Origin of the sequence: Lacinutrix sp., from assembly GCF_037625555.1 — a bacterium.
GTDB lineage: Bacteria > Bacteroidota > Bacteroidia > Flavobacteriales > Flavobacteriaceae > Lacinutrix.
Genome location: NZ_JASJHV010000046.1, coordinates 1 through 25,255, shown reverse-complemented (window position 1 = coordinate 25,255; position 25,255 = coordinate 1). Strand labels below are relative to the sequence as shown.

The following is a 25,255-nucleotide window of genomic DNA, read 5'->3' as shown; positions in this document are numbered from 1 at the left end:
AAAAAAATAGTGATTGATAAATAATATATGCAACAAACAGCTGTAGTAACTGGAGCAGCATCAGGTTTAGGATATGAGCTAATGATTTTGCTAGCTAAAGATAACTACGATCTTGTTTTAATAGATATAGATGAAGTTAAACTAAAAACTATTCAAACCGAAATACAAAATTCTTACAATTGTAAAATTGAAATAATAGGTACAGATTTAAGTAAGCATAATAGTGCAGAAACAGTTTTTGAAACCATAAATAATATAAAAATAGATGTTTTGGTTAACTGTGCTGGTTTTGGTATTTATGGTTCTTTTACAGATACAAATTGGAAAGAAGAGTTGGCGATGTTGAATTTGCATATTATAACAATTACGCATTTAACAAAGTTAGTGCTACATGGAATGGTTAAACGAAATTGTGGTAAAATATTAAACGTATCATCTTTGGCAGCATTTCAACCAGGACCAATGATGGCTTTATATTATGCTTCAAAATCTTACTTATTATCATTTTCTGAAGCTATAGCAAACGAGCTTAAAGATACAGCTGTAACAGTAACTGTTTTATGTCCAGGACCAACTAAAACATGTTTTCAAGAAGTGGTTTCTAGTACATCGTCAAATAATAAAATTAGTTTTAATATGGCCTGTCCAAAAGAAGTTGCTGCTTATGGTTTTAAAGCGATGATTAAAGGAAAAGTGGTTGCGGTACCTGGTTTTTTTAATAAATTGTTAGCAAATTTACCACGTGTTTTATCAAGAAACAGAACAACTTCAATAGTAAGAAAGATTCAAGAAAAAAATAGAGAAGAAACGCCTATTACCTGAGTTTTTTTTAAATGAAATACCCTAAAAAAACGAATAATAATTAATAACTATTAATAAGTAATAGACTTCAATTTAAGACGTTAAGTTATTAGATTTACAATACAAGTTGTTATATTTATATAGAAATAAAAAATTATGAAATCAATTAAATGCCTAATAGTAATTTTACTCTTATTTGCAATCTCTGCTTGTGAAAACGATAATAATATACCAGTAAACGAAAGTTCCATAGATGGAGAATTTAATCCTTTTTTAGAGAATTTTGGTGAGGCTTTTCAAGCAAGATTTATTGGTAAAGTAGTAAACGAGCAAAATAATCCAATTGCAGGTGTTACAATTAATGTGGGCTCAGAGTTTACAGTTACAGATTCAAATGGTGTATTCTCAATAATGAATGCTACTGTATTCGAAAAATTTGCTAATGTAAAAGCTACTAAATCTGGGTTTATAAATAGTTCCAGAGCATTAGTTCCAACAAGTGGTGTTAATCAAGTTAAAATTATGTTGTTAGCATTAGAGCCTGTTGCTACAATTAATACAGGTCAGGCTTTAACTATAGACTTACCAGATGGAACAGAATTAGACTTACCTGGAGATTACGTAAATCAATTTGGAGGATCATACCAAGGTAATGTTGATGTTATTATTAAAACATTAAATGTAGATAATGAGAATTTTAGTTTAATGATGCCTGGTAACTTAACAGCAGAAAATACAGAAGGTGATTTAAGAGTTTTAGAATCTTACGGAATGATAGCGGTAGAACTTAGAGGTGATAATGGCGAAGAGCTTAATATTGCATCAACAAGTCCTGCAATAATAAGAATTCCTGTAGGAAGTAATGTAACAAACCCACCAGCTACAATACCACTTTGGTATTTTGATGAAGAGGATGGCTATTGGGTAGAAAAAGGCTTTGCAACATTAGAAGGTACAAGGTATGTAGGTGAAGTAAATCATTTTAGTTTCTGGAATTGCGATGCACCTTTTGAAACTGTAGATTTTTGTGTAACCATTGTAGATATTAATAATAATCCTATTCCTAATATTTTAGTGCAGTTAGAAAGAGATGCTACAGGTTGGGCTTCTACTACTGCTGGTTTTACAGACGAAAACGGATTGGTTTGTGGCTTAGCACCTGCTAATGAAACACTAACTTTAATTGTGCCAAATTTAGGTTGTGAGAATAACGATTTTACAACAGTTATTGGACCTTACACAGATAACGAAAACATTACTATTACTGTTCAAGATGCTAATGCATTAACTACAACTTTCTCAGCAACTTTTTCAGATTGTGATGGTAATGCGATGACTAATGGTTATTTGCAATTATTTTATAGTAACCAATCGCAAATAATACCAATTACAAACGGAGAAATTTCTCAAGTAATAAATTATTGCTCAACAGATACAACATATTCTGCTCAAGCTTTAGATCTAACAAATAGCCAGTCTACAGATGTTGTAACAGGAAATTTTACAACTCCAACAACAGCTTTAGGTTCTCAAATGTCTTGTGTAGATTTATTAGATACAGATAGTGATGGTGTTATTGATATAGATGAAGACATAAATGGTAATAATAATTTTAATGATGATGATACAGATGGAGATGGTATACCAGATTATCAAGATGAAGATGATGATGGAGATGCTGTAAACACTGCAGATGAAGATTACGATAACGATGGCAACCCAATGAATGAAGATAGCGATGGCGACGGTATTGCAGATTATTTAGATGCGCAAGATGTTATAGATTTTGTTATTGAAATTTGGGCTAGTAATTGCGATACTATTGCTTTAGAATATGATTTAACCGAAACTTATGGTCAAACATACCCAAATACAACATTCGCTTATTTTCTAACCGAAGCTGATGCAATTAGTAACACAAATCAAATACCTAATCCTAGTAATTTTGTAGATAGTAATATGCTTACACAAGCTTTTGTTTTAGCCACAAATATAATATCTAATCAATCTGCTATTGGGCAAATTTTCTTACTAGGAGTAGATGAGTTTCAAGACTCAGATCAAGATGGGCTATCAGATTGCGAAGAATTAACAGGAATAGATAATTCTAGCCCTAATTCTCCTTGTAACCCAAACGGAAATATTACAGACCCAAATAATGCAGATAGTGATGGTGATGGTTTTAATGATTGTGCAGAAGCTACAGCAGGAACAGACCCTAATGATGTTAATGATTTTCCTAGTGATATTGACTTAGATGTTCAAATTACAGCCTCTCCAAGTAGTCCCTCACAAGGTACTAATTTTGTTGTAAGTGTTGTATTAACTAATAATATTGGTGTTACAGCAACAGGAGTTTCGTTAGACTTTTTTTATAATAATACTGATTTTTCATATGCTAATCATAGTGTTTCATCTGGGAGTTATAACGTTTCTACTGGCCTTTGGGATAGTATAGATGGTATTCCAGAAGCAGGCACACAAACATTAACAATAATATTAACAGCCAATACAGTTGGTGATTTTAACATGACAGGTGAAATAATAACAGCTAACGAAGTTGATATTGATTCTACTCCAGGAAATGGAGATACAACTGAAGATGACTATCAAGTATTAAATATTATTGTTAATTAAAATAAAAAATAAAATGTATAAAAAAAGGCTTCCAATCTGGAAGCCTTTCTCATTCTATAAAATGTGTGTAATTTAAGATTTCAATAAATCTATCATCAAGTCCATTTCTTGTTTTAGCTTATCATTATTACCACCAAATCCAGCAGAAGACTATATTTTTAATCAACCCGAACCATATCGTTCTATATTAATGCATGTTCAGGTAATTGTTGAACACACAATGCCTGAGGCTGAGTTAAAATACAAATGGAGAATACCATGTTATTATTTAGGTAAGCGTCCTATTTGCTATTTAAACGCGAGTCGTAAAAACCAATATGTAGATGTTGCATTTTGGCACTTTAGTTATATAACAAAATATACAGAGCATTTGGTAGAGCAGAATAGAAAGTTTGTAAAGTCTTTAGGCTATACTTCTTTAGAGAATGTAAATGATACTGTTTTAATTTCTATGTTAAAGCAAGTATCTGCTAATAAAGAATGCGGTTACTATAAACTTTAGCGTTTTGGATTTCTCTTATAGTATTAAAAAACTATGGGTTAGTTATGCGATCCGTCGCAATAAGGAGGGTTTTTAGTTAATTTACAAGTGCATAAATAGGCAGTTTTGTCTTCTTCTACAGAAAACTTTAACGAAGGCGTAGCTTCCGCCTTTCTATGTGATCCATTACAAAATGGCTGCGCATCTCCATGACCACAAGTACACCAAGCATAATTTTTACCTGCTTCTAATTCGCATTTTATTGGTGCATTTCCACCTCTAATATTGTTTTCTTTCATAATTATTTTTTAAAAATTATTTACTAACTTTCTAATAGCAACTAAGTTAGTCATTAAACCTTCTAAATTATCTAAATGTAACATATTAGCACCATCACTTTTTGCATTTGCTGGATCAAAATGTGTTTCTATAAATAAACCATCTACATTATTTACAATTCCTGCACGAGCAATTGTTTCTATCATATCTGGTCTGCCACCTGTTACACCTGCGCTTTGGTTTGGTTGCTGTAAAGAATGTGTAACATCTAGTACAGTTGGCGCATACTTGCGCATAGTAGGTATGCCTCTAAAATCTACAATCATATCTTGGTAGCCAAACATGGTTCCACGATCTGTAATCCAAGCTTTATCGCTTCCAGCATCTTTTACTTTTTGTACAGCATGTTTCATTGCTTCAGGACTCATAAACTGTCCTTTTTTAAGGTTAACAACCTTACCTGTTTTGGCAGCCGCAACAACTAAGTCTGTTTGGCGTACTAAAAATGCAGGTATTTGTAAAACGTCTACATATTGTGCTGCAAGAGCAGCATCGCTTGCTTCGTGAATATCTGTTACTGTTGGGATATCAAATTTCTCTGAAACTTTAGCTAATATCTCTAAAGCTTTCTCGTTACCAATTCCTGTAAAGCTGTCTATTCTACTTCTGTTTGCTTTTTTAAAACTGCCTTTAAAAATGTACGGAATTTGTAGTTTGTTTGTTATTTCTACTACACGTTCGGCAATTCTAAATGCCATATCTTCACCTTCAATGGCACATGGTCCACATAAAAGGAAAAAATTATTAGAATTTGTATGTTTTATTTTAGGTATGTCTTGAAGTTGCATAAGTAGTTGTCTTGAGTTTGATTGCAAAGATAAATAAATGAAATTGAAGCTGAACTTGAAATTTAAATTGAAAAGATAATTATGAAATTTAGGTGTCTCTTTTGGTTTTTTTGCTTATTGTTTCGTTGATATAAAATCGTCTTCAATGTTTTATATCAACGATAAGCGAAGTTCGGCTTTTTTTTGACAAAGTCAAGTTGTTATTTTTGGTTCTTTGTTTAATTATTCAATCTTTTTTATTAATTTTCAATAGCTTTATTAGTAATTAGTTATGAGGTTTTTGGATAGTTTTTATTAGCTCGGAATTTAATTTTAAGCACACATAAACCAGTATTAAATAATACAAACTTAATAAGTATTGCATTAGGGATTACTCATTCAAATTATTTAGGAAGAAATCGTGATTACTTCGTAGTTGTAACGGCGTGTTTGAGCTCCTCGCAGAGAGCGAGTAGTGAAAGCCCGACGTTTTGTTGCTCAGTTACTTATCTTAAAATTTAATTACAAACTAATTTGCAACAAAGCGGAATGCCCAAATAAAAATATTATTAGTGAAAATTGATATAAATTAAGTACCTTTGCAAGCTTAAAATAAGGCAGACATTATGGATAAGATTATTAATATTGCAATTATTGCACACGTAGATCACGGTAAAACTACATTGGTAGACAAAATTATGCACCACTGTCAACTGTTTCGTGAAAACCAAAATACAGGAGATTTAATTCTTGATAATAACGATTTAGAGCGTGAACGTGGTATTACCATTACATCTAAAAATGTATCTGTAGTATATAAAGACACAAAAATTAATATTATTGATACACCAGGTCACGCCGATTTTGGAGGTGAAGTTGAACGTGTTTTAAACATGGCAGATGGTGTTGTATTATTAGTTGATGCTTTTGAAGGCCCAATGCCGCAAACGCGTTTTGTATTACAAAAAGCAATTGATTTAGGTTTAAAGCCTTGTGTGGTTATAAATAAAGTTGATAAAGAAAACTGTACTCCAGATATTGTACATGAAAAAGTTTTTGATCTTATGTTTGAGCTTGGTGCAGAAGAGTGGCAGTTGGATTTTCCAACCGTTTACGGTAGTGCTAAGAATAACTGGATGAGTGACGATTGGAAAAACGAGACTGATAATGTTGAACCATTGTTAGATATGGTTATTGAACATGTTCCAACTCCAGAATTTAAAGAAGGTACTACGCAAATGCTAATTACCTCTTTAGATTTTTCTTCTTTTACTGGTAGAATTGCAATAGGTAGATTACAAAGAGGATCTCTTGTAGAAGGGCAACAAGTTTCTTTAGTAAAAAGAGACGGTACTACTACAAAAACTAAAATTAAAGAGGTGTTTATATTTGAAGGTTTAGGACGTAAACGTTTAGAGAGCGTTCAAACTGGAGATATTTGCGCATTATTAGGTATTGAAGGTTTCGAAATTGGTGATACTATTGCTGATATTGAAAATCCTGAAGGTTTAAAATCTATTGCAATAGATGAGCCAACAATGAGTATGTTGTTTACAATTAACGATTCGCCTTTCTTTGGAAAAGATGGAAAGTATGTAACTTCTCGTCATATTAAAGACCGTTTAGAAAAAGAATTAGAAAAGAATTTAGCACTTAAACTCGGCGAAACAGGTAGTGCAGATAAATTTATGGTTTTTGGTCGTGGTGTATTACACTTATCGGTTTTAATCGAAACCATGCGTCGTGAAGGTTACGAACTTCAAATTGGTCAACCACAAGTAATCATCAAAGAAATTGATGGTGTAAAATGTGAGCCAATTGAAGAGTTAACAATCGATCTTCCAGAAACTGTTTCTGGTAGAGCTGTAGAGTTTGTAACATTGCGTAAAGGAGAATTACTATCTATGGAAGCAAAAGGAGACCGCATGATTTGCGAATTCTTAATTCCTTCTCGTGGTATTATTGGTTTACGTAATTTATTATTAACAGCAACTGCTGGTGAAGCAATTATGGCTCACCGTTATAGAGAATACCAACCGTTAAAAGGTGATATTCCTGGTCGTATTTCTGGATCTTTAGTATCTATGGAAAACGGTACTGCGATTCCTTATTCTATTGATAAATTACAAGATAGAGGTAAGTTTTTTGTAGAGCCTGGAGAAAATATATATGAAGGTCAAGTAATTGGTGAGAATTCGCGTCAAGATGATATGAATATTAATATTACAAAAGCTAAAAAGCAAAGTAATGTACGTTCTTCTGGAGCAGATGATAAAGCTAAAATTGTACCTGCAATTAAATTTAGTTTAGAAGAGGCTTTAGAATACATCCAAAAAGATGAGTATGTAGAAGTTACTCCTAATCACTTACGTTTACGTAAAATCTGGTTAAAAGAGGTAGACAGAAAGAGAAATAAAATTGCTTAATAGCAATAATAGTTTATAATTTTTAAAAGAGAAATACTGAAAAGTGTTTCTCTTTTTTGTGAAATTAAATTACTGTTTTAGAAAGTAGAAAATTATATTAGAATTAAAAGGTAGCAAAATGGAATTATTTGGAATTACACTTACAGAATACGTTGGTTATGCAGCTTCAATTATGGTACTTATTTCTTTTACAATGAAAGATGTGAAAAAACTAAGAACCTTAAACATGATTGCTTGTTTGCTGTTTGTTGCTTATGGGTTTTTAATGCCAACACTAAGAATAGGATTGCCAATAATTATAACTAATGTTGCTATTTTTTGTATTAATTTTTACTATTCGTTTTTAAAGAAAACACAAATTAAAGCATAATATTAACTTAGATACTATATTAAAGAGCGACTATTTAGTCGCTCTTTTTGTTTAGAAAATTAAAATTATTGTATTTTGCTATAATTAACCTTAACCAACCTTTTTACTATTTACACTTTTCAAAAATATACGTCTGAAAATTATATGCTATGGAACGCATTTGTTTCTAAAGCAAAAAACAGCACATTTCTATTTAATCGAGACTTTATGGAGTATCATAACGATAGGTTTGATGATTTTTCGGTTCTGGTTTTTAAAAACAAAAAATTAATAGGAATACTTCCAGCAAATAGAAGAGATGATAAGTTGTTTTCTCATCAAGGCCTTAGTTATGGTTGTTTTGTTGTATTAAAAAAAGTAAGAATTTTAGACTACATCAATACATTCAATGCGTTATTAACTTGGTTGCAGTCTAAAGGTTTTTCAGAAATTATTATAAAACAATTACCATATATTTATAATAAACATTTGGCTCAAGAGTTTGAATACATATTGCAAAAGCTAGATTTTAAAGTAGTTGCCAATAATAGTTATTATGTTCTAGATGATTTATTGCATTACAAAGCAAATAGAAATAGGTTAAGAGCAATTAAAAAGGCAGAAACCCAGATGACACTAACCAAGACTGGAATGGCTTTTTTTTGGGAAGATATATTGACAAAAAATTTAAACAACAAGTTTGCTGTTAAACCAGTACATACTTTAGAAGAAATTACTGCTTTGCAAGAAAGGTTTCCAAAAGAGATAAAGTTTTATGCTGCTAAAAGTGAAGATTGCATTCATGCAGGAGTACTATTGTTTATTTCAGGTAATGTTGTGCATTTTCAATACAGTTCAGGAAGGGAGGACAGAGATGACACTGGTGCATTAGATTTTTTATTCGATGCTATAATTAAAAAATATTCAAAAAGTAAGTATATAAGCTTTGGTAGCGCAGCAACAGACAGTACTCTTAAAATAGACCAAGGTTTAGCCTATTGGAAGGAAAGTTTTGGTGCGCACATAATGCCACAACTTACTTATGCCATAAAAACGGATAATAATATTAACTTAGAAACTACTATAAAATGATTAAGTTTCTAGATTTACATAAAATTAACGCACGCTTTGATTCTCAATTTAAAGACGAGTTTAAACATTTTTTAAATTCTGGCTATTACGTTTTAGGTGAAGGCACAACAGTTTTCGAAACTAATTACGCTAAGTATTGTGGTACAAAACACTGTATTGGTGTTAGTAATGGCTTAGATGCATTAATTCTAATATTTAAAGGGTTTATACAATTAGGGAAACTAAATAAAGGAGATGAAGTCTTAGTGCCTGCAAATACATATATTGCTTCTATTCTATCTATTATGGAAGTAGGATTAAAACCTGTTTTTGTTGAGCCAAATAATGATACTTTTAATTGGGAAGCCTCAAGTATAAAAAAACATATTACAAATAAGATAAAAGCAGTATTAACAGTTCATCTATATGGACAATTAGCAGATAATGAGGCTGTTTTAAAGTTAGCTCAAGACCACAATCTTTTATTAATTGAAGATGCAGCTCAAGCTCATGGAGCAGAAAACAATTTAGGAAAGCGTGCTGGAAATCTTGGTGATGCAGCTGCATTTAGTTTTTATCCAAGTAAAAATCTTGGTGCTTTAGGAGAAGCAGGAGCAGTAACGACTAATAATGAAGAGTTAGCAAAAGTTATTGTAGAATTAAGAAATTATGGGTCTGAGAAGAAATACGAAAATGTTAGAATTGGTGTAAATAATAGAATAGATGAAATACAAGCTCGTTTATTAGATATTAAACTTCATTTTTTAGATGCAGATAATGCTAAACGTAGAAGCATTGCTGAAAACTTTCTTTCTAAAATTAAAAATGATAAAATAAAGTTGCCTTTCTATGATGGTTCTAAAAACCATGTGTTTCACTTATTTGTTGTACTAGTTGAAAACAGAAAAGAGTTTATGACGTATTTGTTAGGTAATGGAATACAAACTTCAATACATTACTCTAAACCACCACATAAGCAAAAAGCTTTACAAGAGTTTTCAGAATTAAAACTTCCAATTACAGAATACATTCATGAAAATTGTGTGAGTTTGCCTATTAATCCAGTATTGACTCAAGATGAAGTTTTGAAAATAATCACTGTTATTAATTCCTATTAATTGAGTAGAGTTATAAAATATATTAATAATAATGTACTAGTTAAGGTCGCTTCTCTTAATTCTGTGTCAGTAATTATAAAAATTATTGCAGGTTTTTTAACGTCTAAATTTATTGCCATTTATTTAGGCGCAGAAGGTTTAGCACTTATTGGTAATTTAAGAGACTTTACCAATGCAGCAAGAACATTTTCTATTCTGGGAATGTATAATGGAGTTGTTAAGTATGTTTCAGAATTTAAAGATAATAAAAACCAATTAAGTAAACTGTTATCCACTTCATTTTATCTAGGTTTTCTAGCAACTGTTTTAGTTAGTGTAGTTAGTTATTATTTTGCTCAAGAAATTAATATATACTTATTTAAAGACCAAAGTGATTATGCATTTGTAATTAGAATTTTTGCAATAGCATTACCTTTTTATGCGCTTAATATGTTTGCCTTTTCTATCATGAATGGCTATTCTAAGTTTAAGTTTTTAATAATTTTTAATATTCTTGGTCAGATTTTAGGAGCAACAATCACCATAGTTTTAATTTGGCAAAACCAATTAGAAGGTGCTTTAGTAGCTGTTGTTATTGCAGAGTCCATACTTTTTTTAATAACATTAGTAGGAATACTTAATATAAAAGATTTATCGCCATTAATAAAGGCTTCTAATTTCAACTTTAGTTTTGTTAAAAAACTGGGTAGCTATTCTATTATGGCCTTGTTTTCTGCTATTTTATTACCAATAGTAGCTTTTAGCATTAGATCTTATTTAATAGAAGAACAAGGGTTGGAATGCGCAGGAATGTGGGAGTCAATGAATCGTATTTCTAAATACTATTTAATGTTTGTGAGTTCTTTAATGGCTCTTTATATTTTACCTAGGCTTTCAGAGAGTAAGACAATAAAAGGTTTTAGAAAAGTGGTGTTTAGCTTCTATAAAACGATAATTCCAATTTTTGCAGCTGGTCTTATATTAATATATTTTTTAAGACATTTTATAGTTGAAATACTTTTTACCAGTGATTTTTATCCAGTTGAAGATTTATTTTTTTGGCAGCTATTAGGCGATTTTGTGAAGGTGCTATCTATAGTAATAACTTATCAGTTTTTAGCTAAAAAAATGTTCTGGCATTATGTGATTTTAGAAGCTTTTTCTGTTACTATTTTGTACTTAACAAGTATTTATTTTATTGATGCATTTGGTGTTAAAGGTGCTACTATTGCCCATTTTGTTACATTTGCACTCCACTACCTCATAGTGTTATTAATTTTTAGTAGCTCTCTATTTGGAATATTACCTCAAAATCAAGATTAAGATGATTAAAAAAATAATATCAAGAATTTATTTTGGAGTTTTAAAAATGGCTTACGCTACAAAATCTAATATTAAATCTGTTAGTGGCGTTTTTAAATCCCACCAACCAGTAGTTTTAAGAGGGAAAGGAAGTTTAGAGTTTGGTGATAATGTAAATTTAGGAGTAATTAATTCGCCGTTTTTTTATAATGCGTATGCATATATTGAAGCTAGAAATGAAAGTGCATTAATTAAATTTGGGAATAATATTAATATTAATAATTCATTTTCTGCAGTAGCAGAAAAAAGTATAGCTATAGAAGATAATGTTTTAATTGGTTATAATTGTTCGATAATTGATAGCGATTTTCATGGGTTACATCCTTTAGAACGAAATGCTAATAAACAAAACTCTGCTAGTGTTTTAATTTCTAAAAACGTGTTTATAGGTAATAATGTGTGTATACTTAAAGGTGTAACTATTGGAGAAAACACCGTTGTAGCTTCTAATGCTGTGGTTACAAAATCGTTTCCAGAAAATGTTATTATTGGTGGCAATCCTGCAAAAATTATAAGAGATTTATAATTTCCATTTTTCTAAATACTGTTTTGCAGAATTTATATAATGGTGTTCATCTTCAATAAATTGTCTTGCATTTAAACTAATCTCATTAATTTTTTCGGGATTTAAAATCAGCCATTCTAACTTTTTCACCAAATAATCTACATCTGGTAATGCGTTTATAGCTACAATATCTTCTTTTAAATTATAGTGTTCTAACCATTCTTGTTCTGCTCCAGTAAAAACCACCTTACCTTTAGCCATAGCTTCTAGAGCATTATATCCTTGATCGTAACCATAGGCTTGATCTAATAAAATATGTGCTTCGTTATAAATCTTTATATAGTCGTTATATGGTATGTTTTCCGTAATTTTAATCTCTACTTTTTCTGGATATTTATCTTGAATAATTTTTAAAGCTTTCTCAAAAAAAGTAATGCCTTTTTTTATTTTAGAGTGCGTGTTTATGCCTAAAAAAATATTTGTTTTAGTGTCTTTGTTTAATTTTGTAAAAGCAATTTTATCAATATTTATAGGATTTGGCACCAAGCCTAAATAATTGGGCTTTTTTAGCATTGGGAGATGGTAATCTATATCTGTAGCTATGGTTCCAGAGCTATTCAATTTTAAAAATTCGTGTAATTTTTTGTATGGTTCTGTTATATATTTCAAGGAAAAAACAAACAGACCTTCCAAAGATTTGTCTTTTAAATAAGGTGTTAGAATAGAGTATTTTACTTTTTCATTTAAGTAAAAACTGACTGTAGTAAAATCGTCGCCACAACATAAAACAAAAAGTTTTTTATTTTGAGAAAATAGCTTTTTTAGAATCTTAATTTGTGTTTTTGGCTTTATAAAAAGAGCATCTTCATTTATTAGTTGCACAATATCAAACCCTTGTAATTGTGGGAGTAGTTTTTTAAAACGATAAGCGTTTTCAATTTTAACACAATCAACATTTAAAAATCTAATACATAAGTTATTAAATTTATTAAGTATAAACGATGCTTTAATTTTAGAATTAAAATTAATATCGGTTTTAAATTTTTTCATGCCATCACCAGAGCTAACAATAGTTACTTCGTGACCAAGCTTAACAAGTCCTTCTTTTAAAGAACTATGTAGTCTACTGTATTCTCCAACTAATAAAATCTTCATTTATATTTTATACATTTGTTTTCAAAGATAATTTAATGAGTAACGCTACCAAAACGAATTTAAAATTAGAAATTTTGATTTCGACCATAAATAGGAATTCTTTAGATTTTTTGGTTAAGCTGTTTCCTGGTGGTAGTTTTCAAAGTTATAATTTACTTATTATCAATCAAACTACAAAAGACTGCTTGTTAGAATCTAAATTCGCTAATATTCGAGTAATAAACTCGTTTCAAAAAGGCTTGTCTAATAGTCGGAATTTAGCTTTACAAAACACAATTGGACAATTTTGTTTAATTGCAGACGACGATACTTTATATGATTCTAATTTTGAAGAAACAATATTAAATAGTTTTAAAAATAATACTGAAGCAGATATTATTACGTTTAAAATGAAAGATTTTAATGGCAATGATTTTAAGATTTATTCAAAACATAGTAACTGGCACGATATAAAATCTGTTCAATTTGTAAATTCAGTAGTTATTGCATTTAGGCTTGATAAGATTATAAAAAAAAATATTACTTTTAATTCGAATTTTGGAATTGGTGCCACTTTTGAAACCGCAGACGAATATATATTTTTAAGAGATTGTTTAAAAGTCGGTTTAAAACTTTGGTTTGAATCGAAGTATATATTGTCTCATGATATTAATAGCTCTGGAAAAGACTCGGGTAGTGATAGTTTAGTTTTTGCAAGAAGTGCATTGTTTTATAAGTATCATGGTATTAAAGGCTATTTTAAACTAGTTCATTATCTCATATTAGTTAAAAAAGAAGGGCTCATAACTAATAAAGAGTTTTTGCGAAAATTTAAAATTGGATTAAGAGGTATAACAACATATAAAGCGCTTTCAATGGAAGGTAAATAAGTACGATAGCATGGATAAAACAACAATACATAATGTAGAGGTCATAGATATTCCAAAAATTATTGATCAAAAGAGAAGAGGTAATCTTTGTGTTATTGAGAACGATGTATTACCATACAATGCTGAGCGTATTTATTATTTGTTTGATGTTCCTAGCGATGCAAGTAGAGGAGGGCATTCTCATATTGCTTGCCATGAGTTTTTAGTGGCTTTAAGTGGAAGTTTTGATGTGATTGTAAATGATGGTGAGCGCTCTAAAACAATTACATTAAACAAGCCTGATAAAGGATTGTTAATTGTAGATGGTATTTGGAGAGAACTTGATAATTTTTCTTCAGGTGCAGTATGTTTAGTTTTAGCTTCAGATAAATATAATGAGGCAGATTATATTAGAGATTATCAAGACTTTATTTCCGTTAAAATGGGATAATGAGTTTTTGTGTTTTTTAATTTTTTAATTTGTAATAGTAATTTTAAAATCCATTTAGGCAACCTTAATATTAATCTCTTTTTTAGAGATAAATTACTTTCATTTATATTAGATCTATAATAGCTGTATGATTCTAAATCATTATTTAGTTTTGATAAAATTGCTAAGGAAAACCTATTATTATCTAGAAACTTTTTAAGATAATGATTGTTTTGTTCTTCTATTTTATATTTATCAAATTTAGGTTTATGTGTAATATTTGTGGTAGTATTAGATAAGCTTGATGTATTATAAATGTAGTAAACCAATAGTTTATTTACAAAAATGATTGGGAAGTTAATACCTATTCTAATCCATAAATCGGTATCCTGACCAGACTTAATTGTTTCATCAAAGTTACCTGTAATCTTAAGAATGGTTTTTTTAAATATTGTACTCGATCCAGATAAGATGGTGTATTTTTGACTAGCCTTAAAATAGTCTAGTTTAATAATGTTATTTTTACTCTTAAAACTATAACGTACTGGTACAGTTTTTTTTTCATATTTGTAAGCTATTGCAGAGGTGAAAACATATTCATTTGGGTATTGTATTATTGCTTTATTTATATTTTCTAAAAAGGTGCAATCCCATATATCATCAGCGTCTAAAAGTGCTATAAACTTACCCTTAGCATTTGCTAAACCTGTGTTTCTTGCGTGTGAAGCTCCTTGGTTTTCTTGATCAATGATTATTATTCTTGAATCGGTTATTTTTTTTAAAACTTTTAAACTATCATCAGTAGAGCCATCATTTATAATTATTATTTCAAAATATGTGAAAGATTGATTTAAAACACATTGTAACGTATCTTGAATGTGTTTTTCTTTGTTGAATAGTGGGATTATAACTGAAAAAAAGGGCATTAATTATTCTGTTTTAAATTGCAAAAATAGCCTAATCTATAAAAATCATATAAATAAATTGATGGATAACTAGATCTAAAATTCAATTTTAATAAGGGTTTTGTTTTTTTAAAAATGAAAGCTACAAAACCTGTTAAATTATATTTTTCTAATTTGTTATATATTAACGAAACATTATATTGTTTAGCGTTAATTTTGTTGCTATTCAATAAAGCAATTAAATTTTCGATAGCCTGCTCAGATTTATTAATAAATGTATTAGAATCATCTAAAGCATCATGAGTTACCGGATTTTCAATATAATTTATTTTTATTTTTTCTTTTAATAAATTTTCAAAAAAAACAACATCTTCACAACCATAGGTTTTTATTGTTTCGTCGAAAGGATGGTTAATTATTATCTGTTTGTTTATAAGAAAATTAGATGAACAAATAACTTTTCGTTGTGTGTTATTATTAACACGTTCTCTCTTTTTTGTATATAGCCATCTTAACTTATAAGGCTTTTTAGGAGGTGTTTTTAAATTAGTCATTCCACCAACCACAACATTATTATTTGAATTCAAAATATAATTTTCAATAAAATTTTTGCTTTCTGGAAACGTTCCTGAATCTATAAACAATAAAGTATTGAATCTTGCAGTTTTACTTAATAAATTTCTAATAGCACTCCTTCCAATATTCTGTTTAAGAATGATATAACTACTATTTTTTAGAGAGTTTATTTTAATGTTTTCAATTTTTTCTTCAGTTGAGCAATCATCTATAACTATTATCTCGTAATTAATTTTAATTGTATTACATTGATTGTAAATCTCATTTACTAGTGGGAATGCATTGAAATTATATGTTGGTATTAGTATAGATAACATTTACAAAAATTAAAAGCTAAAATACATTATTTATAATGATTGATATGATATCTATTTTGAAAGCTTTATTTTTGTTAAAATAAATATTATTATTTTGAATTCAAAACAAGTTTCTGACTTAATATTTAAACGTATTCTTGAAAATAAAATTGATTTAAATTTAAAATTTTTAAATTCAAGTAGTAACATTGGGTATTTTTATATTGACAATATATTACCAGAAGAATTAGCGAAAAAATGCTTCTCTGTTTTTCCAGATAAATCAAAAATGAGAAAGCTTAAATCTCTAAAAGAGTATAAGCATGTCTCTGCACAAATGGATAAACATCATCCTTTTTTGGAAGAAGTAATTTATGCTTTTCAAAACGAAAAGATAGTAAAGCTTATTGGTGAAATTTGTAATATTCCTACTTTATATCCTGATGATTCATTATACGCAGGAGGACTATCTTTAATGGCAAAAGATAACTTCTTAAATCCGCATTTAGATAATTCTCATGATTCTGATAGACAACGTTGGCGAGTTTTAAACCTTTTATATTATGTTACGCCAAATTGGGATAAAGATAACGGTGGCCATCTACAGCTTTGGCCAAATGGACCTAAAAATAAACCTTTAGAGATAGAAAGTAAGTTTAATAGGTTAATAGTAATGGCAACACATTCTAGTTCTTGGCATTCTGTAAATAAAGTTACTGTAGACAACAACCGTTGTTGTATTTCTAATTATTATTTTAGTGATAATGCGTTACGTGAAACAGATAAATTTCATGTTACAAAGTTTAGAGGCAGGCCTAATCAGAGGATTACTAATATAATATTAGATTGTGATGCAAGTTTAAGGATGTTGGTAAGAAAGGTTTTTAAAAAAGGTGTCCGAAAAAACCCTCATATCTATAATAAATCTAATAATAAAAATGAAATTTTATAAAAATTTTATCATTGTTTGGTCTCTAGCTTATTTAATATTAGCCTTGGCTGGACGTTATTTTAGTGATAAAAATGAATGGTTTCTTTTTTTTAGATGATCTTTATACTCGAAGTCTCATAGTAATTTAGAGGTTTCCTAAATTATGGTTTACAAATTGGGAGACTCTGTGTTTGAAAGACCTGAGAAATTAAGAAAATTAACAGGAATTCATCATTTACACACATCAGATATTAATAATAAATACAGATTTAGAATATAACAATAGTTTTAATAATCTGTTTTTTAATACTTTTTTTACTGAAGGTAGTGAATATACTATAGTATAAAAAACATTATGATTTAACTAAAAAAGAATATTCAAAGCCTGTTTTTTCAAAACAACTAGAGCTTAAAAACGGAAAAATTACTATATATGACTAACAATCTTAAAAATCATTTTTTTTGGAAATACTCTTTTGGAAATAATGGTATTTTTTCTGGTGATTTGAATTTAGCTTTTTTGGAAATTAAAAATATAATGCGCTTTTCATATATGTTTTTTGGTGTAATAATTTTTATGCAGCTCCAAAATGTTACTATTTATCAAAGTAAAATATTAATAGATCCTATTTGGCCTATAGTAATGTTTAAAGGTTTAGATCCTTCAGTTTTAGTTTTTAGTTTGCAAAGTATATCAATGCTTCTCCTGTTTTTTTTTTGTATCTAATAATCAAATTCTTAGAATTTTATTTTTCTTATTCTTCTTTTTTATAATTGCTTTAGATAGTTCTTTTGGAAAAATAAGTCATGGATTTTATTTTTCTTTATTGCTAGCTTTCTATTTCGCTTAAATACCTTCCGAAAAAGCTAAGGATTTTAAAATTAAAAGTATTTTAATTTTTGCTTCAGCACAATTTTGTCTTTTGATGGCTTATTCATTAACAGGTTTTTGGAAATTATTTTGGGGAGTAATACAACTGTTTTCTGTAGAGGTTAGTTTGTTTTCTCCTCTATCATTAAGAAATACACTTATCTATCAATTTCAAGTTGGAGATCCAACACTTGTTGGTGCTTGGTTTATTGAGCATTATGTTTTGGGCTACATGTTTTACCTTTTAGCTGTTGCAATAGAGTTGTTTTAGTTATTAATATTTTTTAAAGCTAATATGCACAAAATTTGGGGAGTCCTTATTCTCAGTTTGCATGTTGGAATAGAACTAATTATAGGTGTAAGTTCGTATGCGATTTTTTATGCAGTATGTTTGTTATTAATAGCTTCGCCTTTTTCTAAACAAACCAGTTTAAAAGAAACGCTATTATCCTTTCCAATTGTTAGTCAAATAAAATGGCTTTATGGAACAGTTAAAAATTAAACTTTTCGTTGTAAAACTTCAAAAACTTGATTTTCATCACACTTTAAAGTTTTACTTGGATATTTTAGTAGCAGTGCATAATCATGCGTCGCCATTAAAATAGTATTACCATTTTTGTTTATTTCTTGTAATACTTCCATAATCTCGACACTTGTTTGAGGATCTAAGTTGCCAGTTGGCTCATCTGCTAGAATTAATTCTGGATTATTAAGTAAAGCACGCGCAATTGCAATACGCTGTTGCTCACCACCAGATAATTCATGAGGATATTTAAAGCCAGTTGTTTTCATGCCGACTTTATTTAATACTTCTTCTATTCTAGTAGACATTTCAGTTTTGTTTTTCCATCCAGTTGCTTTTAAAACAAATTCTAAATTGGCGTTTACTGTTCTATCTGTTAAAAGTTTAAAATCTTGAAAAACAACTCCAAGTTTTCGCCTTAGAAAAGGAATCTCTTTTTCTTTAAGAGTTTTTAAATTAAAATCTACAATGTTACCTTCTCCTTTTTTTAATGGGATGTCTGCATATAAGGTTTTCATAAAACTACTTTTTCCAGATCCTGTTTTTCCTATTAAATAAACAAAGTCTCCTTTATTTATTTCAACATCAACATTAGACAGCACTAGGCTGTCACCTTGAAAAATGGAAGCGTCTTTAAATTGTAAAATAGGCTGAGACATAAAGTGGGTTTATTTTTTTTGACTTAGATATTTAGATTTCAAATCTATGATATTAAAAATTACAAAGTAAACAATTAGTGGTAAAAATGGAAAAGCAAACCTGCTATTTGAGCCATATGCTACCAAAGCTTGACCTAATGCACCAGAAAGTACTACACAAACTATAAATAAATTCATATCCAATATTTTACATTTAGACTTAAAAAAAAGGAGTAGATGTTTAAATGTAAATATTAAAAATAAAATATTAAACAATATTAATATGTGTTTTTGAATTCGAGACCAAATGATACTTAAAAAATATTTTGCATATTGATTATCAAATTTTTTAATATTGCATTTTATGCTATCAGAATTACCAAAAAATAAAAAGAAAGATTTAGATACTTGTTTTAAGTATAAATCTGGATTTTTTTTAAATAATCCTTTAGATATTCTTCCTAACTCTGCAGATAATTCTTGAGGACTCAATTGTGTTTCATTAAGTAAATCATTATAGGCATACCAGACACTCATCGGATATTCTCTGTAATTTTTTTCTTTAACCAATGAATCTCTTTTTCTAACAAAAATGTCTCTTATTAATGCATCTTCATCAGGTGCTTTATCAAAAAAAGAAGTTGCAGTTTGAGCTAAGTTAATGCCAAAATAAAAAGTATTAGTAAAGTATCCAATATTTTGTTTATTAAAATTATTCCAGCTAAAATAAGTGAGAAAAGGAATAAGAATAACAATACCACTTTTTATAAGCGTTTTTCTAAAACTAAATTTGTAATGTTTAACAAAATAAAACAGGGCAAAACCTAAACTAAAGTATATAAACAAAGGTTTTGTTAAATAAAGCCAGCTAAAAACTATTGACAGTAACAAGTAATATTTTTTTAGAGTATCAGTTTTAAATAATTGATAACGTTCTATAATCCAAAAACTAAAAATCACTAAAAAAACAGTAAGTGTTTCTGTTAGTATTGCGAATTCATAAAATAAAAAATGTAAAAAAGAAGTTGTTATTAAAGTGACCCAAAAAGCTATATTTTTATTACTCGTTTTACGAAATGAAAAATCGAATAACATATAAGTACTTAGCATTCCCAATATGAGTTGAATTATTATTGTTATTGTTAAGCTGTTATTTGATAATGCAATAAGAAATGGGTAGCCAGGAGTTCTATTTCCTGGATAATTTTCTAGATTAAATTCTGTAATTAATTTGCCTAGTGTTATGTAATTTTCACTGTCAGGAAAAATGGATATAGCATTAAAGGTTAACACTATAAAAAAACGTGCTAAGAAAGCAAAGCATAGTATTGTAACGAGTCCGTGTTTACCAATAAACAAGTGTAATTTATTTAACATAATTATCTATAGTGAACGTAAAGTTTTAAAAGTGAAAGCGGTGTTTTTAAAAAATCGATAAAAGAAATTCTTGTATCTTCAGTATCGTGCCATTGTTGTAATGGGACTTCTAAAATATTATTTTTACAATATGCTATTCCATATTCTTTTTTTATTCTAGCTAGTAATTCAACATCAAAAAGCCATTTAGTTTTAAATGTATCTTTAAAAATAACAGAAGCTAATTTACTTTCTATAATTTTAGCTCCACATTGTGTGTCGTAAATTTCTAGTTTTAGTACTAATCTATCAATAAATGTTGCTACAACTCTACCAAAAAAGTGCCTATAAACTTTTCGTTTAATAGAAGCTACAAGGACTTTAACTCTAGACCCTAAAATAATACTTTTGTTTTTAGTTTTTGCAATGTCTAAGAGTCTTGATATTTCAGAAAGAGATGTAGATAAATCTGCATCTAAATAACCAATATAATTGTATTTTTCTTCTAGAAAGAAAACTGCTTGCCTTATTGCTTCTGCTTTACCAATGTTTCTCTCAAAATTTAAAACAGAGGTGTTTGGTGTATTATCCCTTAAATTATTAATTACTGTTAAAGTATTGTCTGTGCTGCCATCATTTACAAACAACAAATCGAATGTGTTATTTTGTTTTTGAAACGTTTTATAGGCTTCAATATTAAGTCTATTAGCTTCGTTAAAACAAGGGATGATAATACAAGAATCTGTCATAAATTAATAGTAATTTCCATTGTAAAAGTATTATTAAAAAGTAACAACACAAAAGGTATAGCTTCAATTTTTAATAAGTCGGTTCATAATTATAACAAATTTCTAACGTTAACATATTAGGATTAATTTATATTTGATTTTTTCGAATTAAAAACACATAGTCAATGACTAAAAAGCATATTTTATTCTTCGTTTTCTTAAGCTTAATGTTTGTTACATATGGACAACAGTCTGAAATTTACACAAACGATTTTGTAGACTACCAAAAAGCATTGTCGCTTTATAATAATCAGCAATATTTAGCTGCTCAAGCTGCCTTTAGGTAAATAAAAAAAACCCCAGATTCTGAAGTAGTAGAGTCTGATTGTGCTAATTATATAGCTAATTGCGCAGTACGTTTAAACCAAAAAAAGGCAGACGCTTTAATTGAAAAATTTGTAAAAGATTATCCTACAAGCACTAAAAAAAACTCTGCTTTTCTAGATGTTGCAGATTACTATTTTGAAAACGGAAAATTTGCCTATGCAGATAAATCGTACAATAAGGTTGAAGAAAGTTCACTATCCAAAACAGAACAAGAAAAATTTAATTTTAATAGAGGTTACACAGCTTTTTTTACCAAGAATTATAAAGAAGCAAAAAAATACTTAACACGTGTTGAGAATTCTCAATAGTATGGTTCGCAAGCTAAATATTATATTGGTTTTATGGCCTATGAAGGTGATGATTACAATAAAGCTAATGCCTATTTTGAACAGGTAGGAGATGATCGAAATACAAAGAGAAATTAAGTTACTACCAAGCAGATTTAAATTTTAAACTAGGGAAATTTGAAAAAGCAATAGCATTAGCTAAAGCCCAATTAGAAAAAACCAATGATGCAAATGAGGCTTCAGAACTAAGTAAAATTATAGGAGAAAGTTATTTTAATCTAGAAAAATACGCAGATGCTATTTCATATTTAAAAAACTATATAGAAAAAAAAGGAAAATGGAATAATACAGATTTTTACCAACTAGGTTATGCTTATTACAAGCAAAATAATTTTCAAGAAGCGGTTTCAGAATTTAATAAAATTATAGATGGTAATAATAGTGTTGCACAAAACGCTTATTACCATTTGGGAGAAAATTATAATAGATGGCAAAACACACCAGTCCAAGGTATGCAATTTTTGGCAGGTGCAACCTATAAATTCGATTTTTAGAAATTACAATAGTTTATAATTTACCAATACGTCCTCTAACTAGAGGACGTTTTTTATTCTTATATTTATCCCTTAAAATGTATTAAAATGAAAAACCTCTTACTAATCCTCATTGTGCTTTTAGTTTTTAATTGTAAAAATGATCAAAATGAAGTAGATGCAATTGTAATAAATGCAAATGTATATACAGTAGATTCAGATTTTAACAAAACCGAAGCATTTGCAATTAAGGATGGGAAATTTGTTGCTATAGGAAGCACTCTAGAAATACAGCAAAAGTATTCTGCAAAAGAAGTTATAGATGCTAAAGGTCAAACGGTTGTTCCAGGATTAATAGATGCACATTGTCATTTCTATGGTTTAGGTTTAAATAATCAAACAGTAAACCTGGTAGGTACAACCAGTTTCGATGAGGTAATGAAAAGTGTAATAGCTTTTCAAAACAAAAAGAAACCAACATTTGTTATTGGTAGAGGTTGGGATCAAAACGATTGGGAAGACAAAACATATCCAAACAAAGCACTTTTAGATAAGCTATATCCAAACCTTCCAGTGGCAATAACACGAATAGATGGTCATGCCATGCTATGTAATCAAGCGGCTTTAGATTTGGCAAATATTACTATAAACACTAAAGTTTTTGGAGGCGAAATAAAAACAGAAAACAGCAAGTTAACAGGTGTCCTGATAGATAACCCAATGGAATTGGTAGAAGCTATATTTCCAGAGCCTACAAAGCAACAACAAATAGATGCTTTATTAGATGCCCAGAAAATTTGTACCAGTTTAGGTTTAACTTCGGTTAGTGATGCAGGATTAGATAGGCAAGTTATAGAATTAATAGATAGTTTGCAAAAATCAAATACATTGCAAATGCGTGTGTACGCTATGATTAGCAATAAAGAAGAGAACCTGCATTATTATTTGAATAAAGGAAAAATTAAAACAGAGAAGCTAAACGTACAGTCTGTTAAAGTTTATGCAGATGGAGCGTTAGGTTCTCGAGGAGCCGCTTTAAAACAGCCCTATTCAGACGAGCATAACCATTTTGGAGCTATGGTAATTGGTTCAAAAGATTATGAAGATTTAGCCCAAAGAATAGAAAAAGCAGGTTACCAAATGAATACGCATGCTATTGGAGACTCTGCAAATCGGTTTGTTTTAAAAACATATGAAAAAACACTAGCAAACCAAAAAAATAGACGTTGGAGAGTAGAACATGCCCAAGTTATTACAGATAATGATTTCGAGTATTTTAAAAACGAAAATATAATACCATCTATACAACCAACACATGCAACCAGCGATATGTATTGGGCAGAGGAAAGATTAGGAGAAAACAGAGTAAAAGGTGCATATGCTTATAAAACACTGTTAGAAAAAAGTGGTAGAGTAGCCTTAGGAACAGATTTTCCAGTAGAACAAGTCAATCCGTTTTTAACATTTTATGCAGCAGTAGCTAGAAAAGATTTAAAAGGATTTCCTGAAAATGGCTTTCAAAAAGAAAATGGTTTAACTCGTGAAGAAACTTTAAAAGGAATGACCATTTGGGCAGCTTTCGCAAATTTTGAAGACCAAGAAAAGGGAAGTATTGAAATTAACAAGTATGCAGATTTTATTATTCTAGATCAAGATATTATGGAGGTTTCAGAAGAAAAAATTCCGTTAACAAAAGTGCAAAAAACCTACATTAATGGTGTGGCACAATAATTGATTTTAGAACACAAAACAATAACCAATGAGAACTATTTTTACACTACTATTATTTTTAACTTTTTCAGCAACTAGTTTAGCACAAACAGACGAATACAGTGAAGCTGTTAAAAAGTGCATATAAAGCAACAAAACTATGGAGTATTACAAAGATGTTATGGAGCAAATGTACGATATGCTTAAAGAGCAATATACAGATGTAAAACTTCCAGATACAGTTTGGACAGAAGTTAAAAAAAGGTAAAAAAGCAGCAATGGATGAGTTGACTCAAATGTTTGTCTCTGCCTACAGAGGACATTTTACGCTTCAAGATGTAAAAAAAATGAATGCCTTATACGCTTCTAAAGCAGGAAAGGCTATGTTTAAAAACGATCCATTATCTAAAGGTGATAAAATTATATTAAAAGAATTTTATGACACAGACACTGGTCAGAAAATATTAGGCTCTCAAGATTCTATGAATGAGTCTATGAGTAAGATAACAGAAATATGGAGTAGCGATACTTATAGAGCAGTAGTTTCTGCTTTGTCTGAGAAAGGTTATAATTTGTAAAAATTTATTTAAGCCAAAGTAGTTTTAAAATTAAACAATTATAGGCGTATTTTATTACAAGTAAAGTTTCGCCAAATAATCGTAATGCTCACCATCTAAAATTTTCTCACACTGTAAGCCTACAGAGTCACATGCAATAGCTAGAGTATTAAAATCTAGGTATAACCATTTCATGGGTGTTTCCTCTTCGTTTTTATAGCTTAAATAATAATCTAACTCTCCATAATAGCTTGAGTTTAAATCTTGCCAAAAACCACCATCTTCATCCTCAAACATATACTTAATATCACTAGAGTCTATAAGGATTTGACCATTCTTATTTAGAAGACTCTTTAAGTGTTTTAAATATTTAGGTACGTCTTTTAAAGTTTGAAAAATACCTGTACCATTCATTAATAAAAGAATAGTGTCAAAGTTTTCTTTTTCTTCTAAAAGCAAAATTAATTCTGCATTTATAACACCTCGTTTTTTGCAAACGTCTAAAGCTCCTTTAGATATGTCTATAGCTTTAACGTAAAAGTTTTTGTGCTGTAAGTATAAACTATGGCTTCCTGCACCACAACCAACATCTAGTGTTTTTCCTTTAGAAAGTTGAAGTGCTTTTTGTTCAATCTCAGGCATTTTAGAATAGCTTCTAAATAAATAATCTATTGGTAATACATCTTCAT

The 25,255-nt window shown here is 29.3% G+C and carries 25 protein-coding genes and 1 pseudogene; 17 read left to right on the top strand and 9 right to left on the bottom strand.

Annotation, left to right across the window (positions count from 1 at the left end; all coding sequences use genetic code 11):
* Nucleotides 1-27 precede the first annotated feature (27 nt).
* The 3 genes from QNK89_RS03575 (at nt 28) to QNK89_RS03565 (ending at nt 3,940) form a co-directional block, all read left to right on the top strand.
* Nucleotides 28-822 (top strand): SDR family oxidoreductase, encoded by a 795-nt coding sequence (locus tag QNK89_RS03575; RefSeq protein WP_340169596.1) that lies wholly within the window; start codon nt 28-30, stop codon nt 820-822.
* Nucleotides 823-957: 135 nt separating this feature from the next.
* Nucleotides 958-3,438, top strand: a complete 2,481-nt coding sequence (locus QNK89_RS03570; RefSeq protein WP_340169595.1) for a hypothetical protein — start codon at nt 958-960, stop codon at nt 3,436-3,438.
* A 91-nt stretch (nt 3,439-3,529) separates the two neighbouring features.
* Entirely contained in the window at nt 3,530-3,940 is a 411-nt protein-coding gene (locus QNK89_RS03565) for a DUF1801 domain-containing protein (RefSeq protein ID WP_340169601.1), read from the top strand.
* A 38-nt stretch (nt 3,941-3,978) separates the two neighbouring features.
* Here the strand turns inward: QNK89_RS03565 and QNK89_RS03560 are convergent, their stop codons facing one another.
* Together QNK89_RS03560 and kdsA are read right to left on the bottom strand one after the other, a co-directional pair.
* A complete protein-coding gene (locus QNK89_RS03560; protein WP_340169594.1) occupies nt 3,979-4,218 on the bottom strand; it encodes a CDGSH iron-sulfur domain-containing protein in 240 nt (79 codons plus the stop codon).
* Between the two features lie 9 nt (nt 4,219-4,227).
* A complete protein-coding gene (kdsA, locus tag QNK89_RS03555; RefSeq protein WP_340169593.1) occupies nt 4,228-5,046 on the bottom strand; it encodes a 3-deoxy-8-phosphooctulonate synthase in 819 nt (272 codons plus the stop codon).
* Between the two features lie 605 nt (nt 5,047-5,651).
* On the opposite strand from kdsA, the gene typA reads away from it, so the two are divergent.
* The 6 genes from typA to QNK89_RS03525 all read left to right on the top strand — a co-directional run bounded on the left by typA (nt 5,652) and on the right by QNK89_RS03525 (nt 11,856).
* Nucleotides 5,652-7,451: a translational GTPase TypA gene (typA, locus tag QNK89_RS03550; RefSeq protein WP_340169592.1), complete on the top strand. Its 1,800-nt coding sequence runs from the start codon at nt 5,652-5,654 to the stop codon at nt 7,449-7,451.
* 118 nt (nt 7,452-7,569) lie between these two features.
* A complete protein-coding gene (locus tag QNK89_RS03545) occupies nt 7,570-7,821 on the top strand; it encodes a uroporphyrinogen decarboxylase (RefSeq protein ID WP_340169591.1) in 252 nt (83 codons plus the stop codon).
* A 144-nt stretch (nt 7,822-7,965) separates the two neighbouring features.
* A complete protein-coding gene (locus QNK89_RS03540) occupies nt 7,966-8,892 on the top strand; it encodes a GNAT family N-acetyltransferase (protein WP_340169590.1) in 927 nt (308 codons plus the stop codon).
* Complete coding sequence (locus QNK89_RS03535; RefSeq protein WP_340169589.1) at nt 8,889-9,989, top strand: DegT/DnrJ/EryC1/StrS family aminotransferase; 1,101 nt, start codon at nt 8,889-8,891, stop codon at nt 9,987-9,989. Before QNK89_RS03540 ends, QNK89_RS03535 begins: the two co-directional genes overlap by 4 nt.
* Nucleotides 9,990-11,291, top strand: coding sequence for an O-antigen translocase (locus QNK89_RS03530; protein ID WP_340169588.1), 1,302 nt, complete (start codon nt 9,990-9,992; stop codon nt 11,289-11,291). It begins immediately after the preceding gene.
* 1 nt (nt 11,292) lies between these two features.
* The gene (locus QNK89_RS03525) at nt 11,293-11,856 is read left to right on the top strand and encodes an acyltransferase (protein ID WP_340169587.1); all 564 of its coding nucleotides are present in this window, start codon (nt 11,293-11,295) and stop codon (nt 11,854-11,856) included.
* Here QNK89_RS03525 and QNK89_RS03520 read toward each other — a convergent pair.
* Nucleotides 11,851-12,990 carry a glycosyltransferase gene (locus tag QNK89_RS03520; protein WP_340169586.1) on the bottom strand — a complete coding sequence of 380 codons (1,140 nt, stop codon included), beginning with the start codon at nt 12,988-12,990 and terminating at the stop codon, nt 11,851-11,853. The genes QNK89_RS03525 and QNK89_RS03520 overlap by 6 nt on opposite strands.
* Before the next feature lie 35 nt (nt 12,991-13,025).
* Between QNK89_RS03520 and QNK89_RS03515 the strand changes: the two genes are divergently transcribed.
* Entirely contained in the window at nt 13,026-13,859 is an 834-nt protein-coding gene (locus QNK89_RS03515) for a glycosyltransferase family A protein (protein ID WP_340169585.1), read from the top strand.
* 10 nt (nt 13,860-13,869) lie between these two features.
* The gene (locus QNK89_RS03510; RefSeq protein WP_340169584.1) at nt 13,870-14,289 is read left to right on the top strand and encodes an FdtA/QdtA family cupin domain-containing protein; all 420 of its coding nucleotides are present in this window, start codon (nt 13,870-13,872) and stop codon (nt 14,287-14,289) included.
* On the opposite strand, the gene QNK89_RS03505 is transcribed toward QNK89_RS03510, so the two are convergent.
* Together QNK89_RS03505 and QNK89_RS03500 are read right to left on the bottom strand one after the other, a co-directional pair.
* On the bottom strand, nt 14,259-15,194 hold the full coding sequence (locus tag QNK89_RS03505) for a glycosyltransferase family 2 protein (protein WP_340169583.1): 936 nt from the start codon (nt 15,192-15,194) through the stop codon (nt 14,259-14,261). The two genes, QNK89_RS03510 and QNK89_RS03505, sit on opposite strands and share 31 nt — an antisense overlap.
* A complete protein-coding gene (locus tag QNK89_RS03500) occupies nt 15,194-16,066 on the bottom strand; it encodes a glycosyltransferase (RefSeq protein ID WP_340169582.1) in 873 nt (290 codons plus the stop codon). Before QNK89_RS03500 ends, QNK89_RS03505 begins: the two co-directional genes overlap by 1 nt.
* A gap of 94 nt (nt 16,067-16,160) precedes the next feature.
* Here QNK89_RS03500 and QNK89_RS03495 point away from each other — a divergent pair, with 94 nt between their 5' ends.
* From QNK89_RS03495 to QNK89_RS03485, 3 genes are all read left to right on the top strand, one after another.
* Complete coding sequence (locus tag QNK89_RS03495; RefSeq protein WP_340169581.1) at nt 16,161-16,997, top strand: 2OG-Fe(II) oxygenase; 837 nt, start codon at nt 16,161-16,163, stop codon at nt 16,995-16,997.
* A gap of 412 nt (nt 16,998-17,409) precedes the next feature.
* Nucleotides 17,410-17,703 carry a hypothetical protein gene (locus QNK89_RS03490; protein ID WP_340169580.1) on the top strand — a complete coding sequence of 98 codons (294 nt, stop codon included), beginning with the start codon at nt 17,410-17,412 and terminating at the stop codon, nt 17,701-17,703.
* A 199-nt stretch (nt 17,704-17,902) separates the two neighbouring features.
* Complete coding sequence (locus QNK89_RS03485) at nt 17,903-18,118, top strand: hypothetical protein (RefSeq protein WP_340169579.1); 216 nt, start codon at nt 17,903-17,905, stop codon at nt 18,116-18,118.
* Between the two features lie 227 nt (nt 18,119-18,345).
* On the opposite strand, the gene QNK89_RS03480 is transcribed toward QNK89_RS03485, so the two are convergent.
* From QNK89_RS03480 to QNK89_RS03470, 3 genes are read right to left on the bottom strand one after another with little or no spacing between them, the layout of a single operon-like run.
* Complete coding sequence (locus tag QNK89_RS03480) at nt 18,346-19,029, bottom strand: ATP-binding cassette domain-containing protein (RefSeq protein WP_340169578.1); 684 nt, start codon at nt 19,027-19,029, stop codon at nt 18,346-18,348.
* A 9-nt stretch (nt 19,030-19,038) separates the two neighbouring features.
* Nucleotides 19,039-20,385, bottom strand: a complete 1,347-nt coding sequence (locus QNK89_RS03475) for a hypothetical protein (RefSeq protein WP_340169577.1) — start codon at nt 20,383-20,385, stop codon at nt 19,039-19,041.
* 2 nt (nt 20,386-20,387) lie between these two features.
* A complete protein-coding gene (locus QNK89_RS03470; RefSeq protein WP_340169576.1) occupies nt 20,388-21,113 on the bottom strand; it encodes a glycosyltransferase in 726 nt (241 codons plus the stop codon).
* A 164-nt stretch (nt 21,114-21,277) separates the two neighbouring features.
* Between QNK89_RS03470 and QNK89_RS03465 the strand changes: the two are divergent.
* The 3 genes and pseudogenes from QNK89_RS03465 to QNK89_RS03455 all read left to right on the top strand — a co-directional run.
* A pseudogene (locus QNK89_RS03465) lies at nt 21,278-22,248 on the top strand (tetratricopeptide repeat protein); the annotation flags it as partial.
* 159 nt (nt 22,249-22,407) lie between these two features.
* On the top strand, nt 22,408-24,030 hold the full coding sequence (locus QNK89_RS03460; protein WP_340169575.1) for an amidohydrolase: 1,623 nt from the start codon (nt 22,408-22,410) through the stop codon (nt 24,028-24,030).
* Nucleotides 24,031-24,287: 257 nt separating this feature from the next.
* Nucleotides 24,288-24,587 (top strand): DUF2059 domain-containing protein, encoded by a 300-nt coding sequence (locus QNK89_RS03455; protein ID WP_340169574.1) that lies wholly within the window; start codon nt 24,288-24,290, stop codon nt 24,585-24,587.
* Between the two features lie 54 nt (nt 24,588-24,641).
* Here QNK89_RS03455 and QNK89_RS03450 read toward each other — a convergent pair.
* Nucleotides 24,642-25,255 (bottom strand): class I SAM-dependent methyltransferase (locus QNK89_RS03450; RefSeq protein ID WP_340169573.1); only part of this gene is annotated, 614 nt, incomplete at its 5' end.

Coding starts and splice junctions, on each gene's coding strand:
- QNK89_RS03575 (WP_340169596.1), top strand. CDS start 28: ATGCAACAAACAGCTGTAGTAACTGGAGCAGCATCAGGTTTAGGATAT.
- QNK89_RS03570 (WP_340169595.1), top strand. CDS start 958: ATGAAATCAATTAAATGCCTAATAGTAATTTTACTCTTATTTGCAATC.
- QNK89_RS03560 (WP_340169594.1), bottom strand. CDS start 4,218: ATGAAAGAAAACAATATTAGAGGTGGAAATGCACCAATAAAATGCGAA.
- kdsA (WP_340169593.1), bottom strand. CDS start 5,046: ATGCAACTTCAAGACATACCTAAAATAAAACATACAAATTCTAATAAT.
- typA (WP_340169592.1), top strand. CDS start 5,652: ATGGATAAGATTATTAATATTGCAATTATTGCACACGTAGATCACGGT.
- QNK89_RS03545 (WP_340169591.1), top strand. CDS start 7,570: ATGGAATTATTTGGAATTACACTTACAGAATACGTTGGTTATGCAGCT.
- QNK89_RS03540 (WP_340169590.1), top strand. CDS start 7,966: ATGCTATGGAACGCATTTGTTTCTAAAGCAAAAAACAGCACATTTCTA.
- QNK89_RS03535 (WP_340169589.1), top strand. CDS start 8,889: ATGATTAAGTTTCTAGATTTACATAAAATTAACGCACGCTTTGATTCT.
- QNK89_RS03525 (WP_340169587.1), top strand. CDS start 11,293: ATGATTAAAAAAATAATATCAAGAATTTATTTTGGAGTTTTAAAAATG.
- QNK89_RS03520 (WP_340169586.1), bottom strand. CDS start 12,990: ATGAAGATTTTATTAGTTGGAGAATACAGTAGACTACATAGTTCTTTA.
- QNK89_RS03515 (WP_340169585.1), top strand. CDS start 13,026: ATGAGTAACGCTACCAAAACGAATTTAAAATTAGAAATTTTGATTTCG.
- QNK89_RS03510 (WP_340169584.1), top strand. CDS start 13,870: ATGGATAAAACAACAATACATAATGTAGAGGTCATAGATATTCCAAAA.
- QNK89_RS03505 (WP_340169583.1), bottom strand. CDS start 15,194: ATGCCCTTTTTTTCAGTTATAATCCCACTATTCAACAAAGAAAAACAC.
- QNK89_RS03500 (WP_340169582.1), bottom strand. CDS start 16,066: ATGTTATCTATACTAATACCAACATATAATTTCAATGCATTCCCACTA.
- QNK89_RS03490 (WP_340169580.1), top strand. CDS start 17,410: ATGACTAACAATCTTAAAAATCATTTTTTTTGGAAATACTCTTTTGGA.
- QNK89_RS03485 (WP_340169579.1), top strand. CDS start 17,903: ATGGCTTATTCATTAACAGGTTTTTGGAAATTATTTTGGGGAGTAATA.
- QNK89_RS03480 (WP_340169578.1), bottom strand. CDS start 19,029: ATGTCTCAGCCTATTTTACAATTTAAAGACGCTTCCATTTTTCAAGGT.
- QNK89_RS03475 (WP_340169577.1), bottom strand. CDS start 20,385: ATGTTAAATAAATTACACTTGTTTATTGGTAAACACGGACTCGTTACA.
- QNK89_RS03470 (WP_340169576.1), bottom strand. CDS start 21,113: ATGACAGATTCTTGTATTATCATCCCTTGTTTTAACGAAGCTAATAGA.
- QNK89_RS03460 (WP_340169575.1), top strand. CDS start 22,408: ATGAAAAACCTCTTACTAATCCTCATTGTGCTTTTAGTTTTTAATTGT.
- QNK89_RS03455 (WP_340169574.1), top strand. CDS start 24,288: ATGGATGAGTTGACTCAAATGTTTGTCTCTGCCTACAGAGGACATTTT.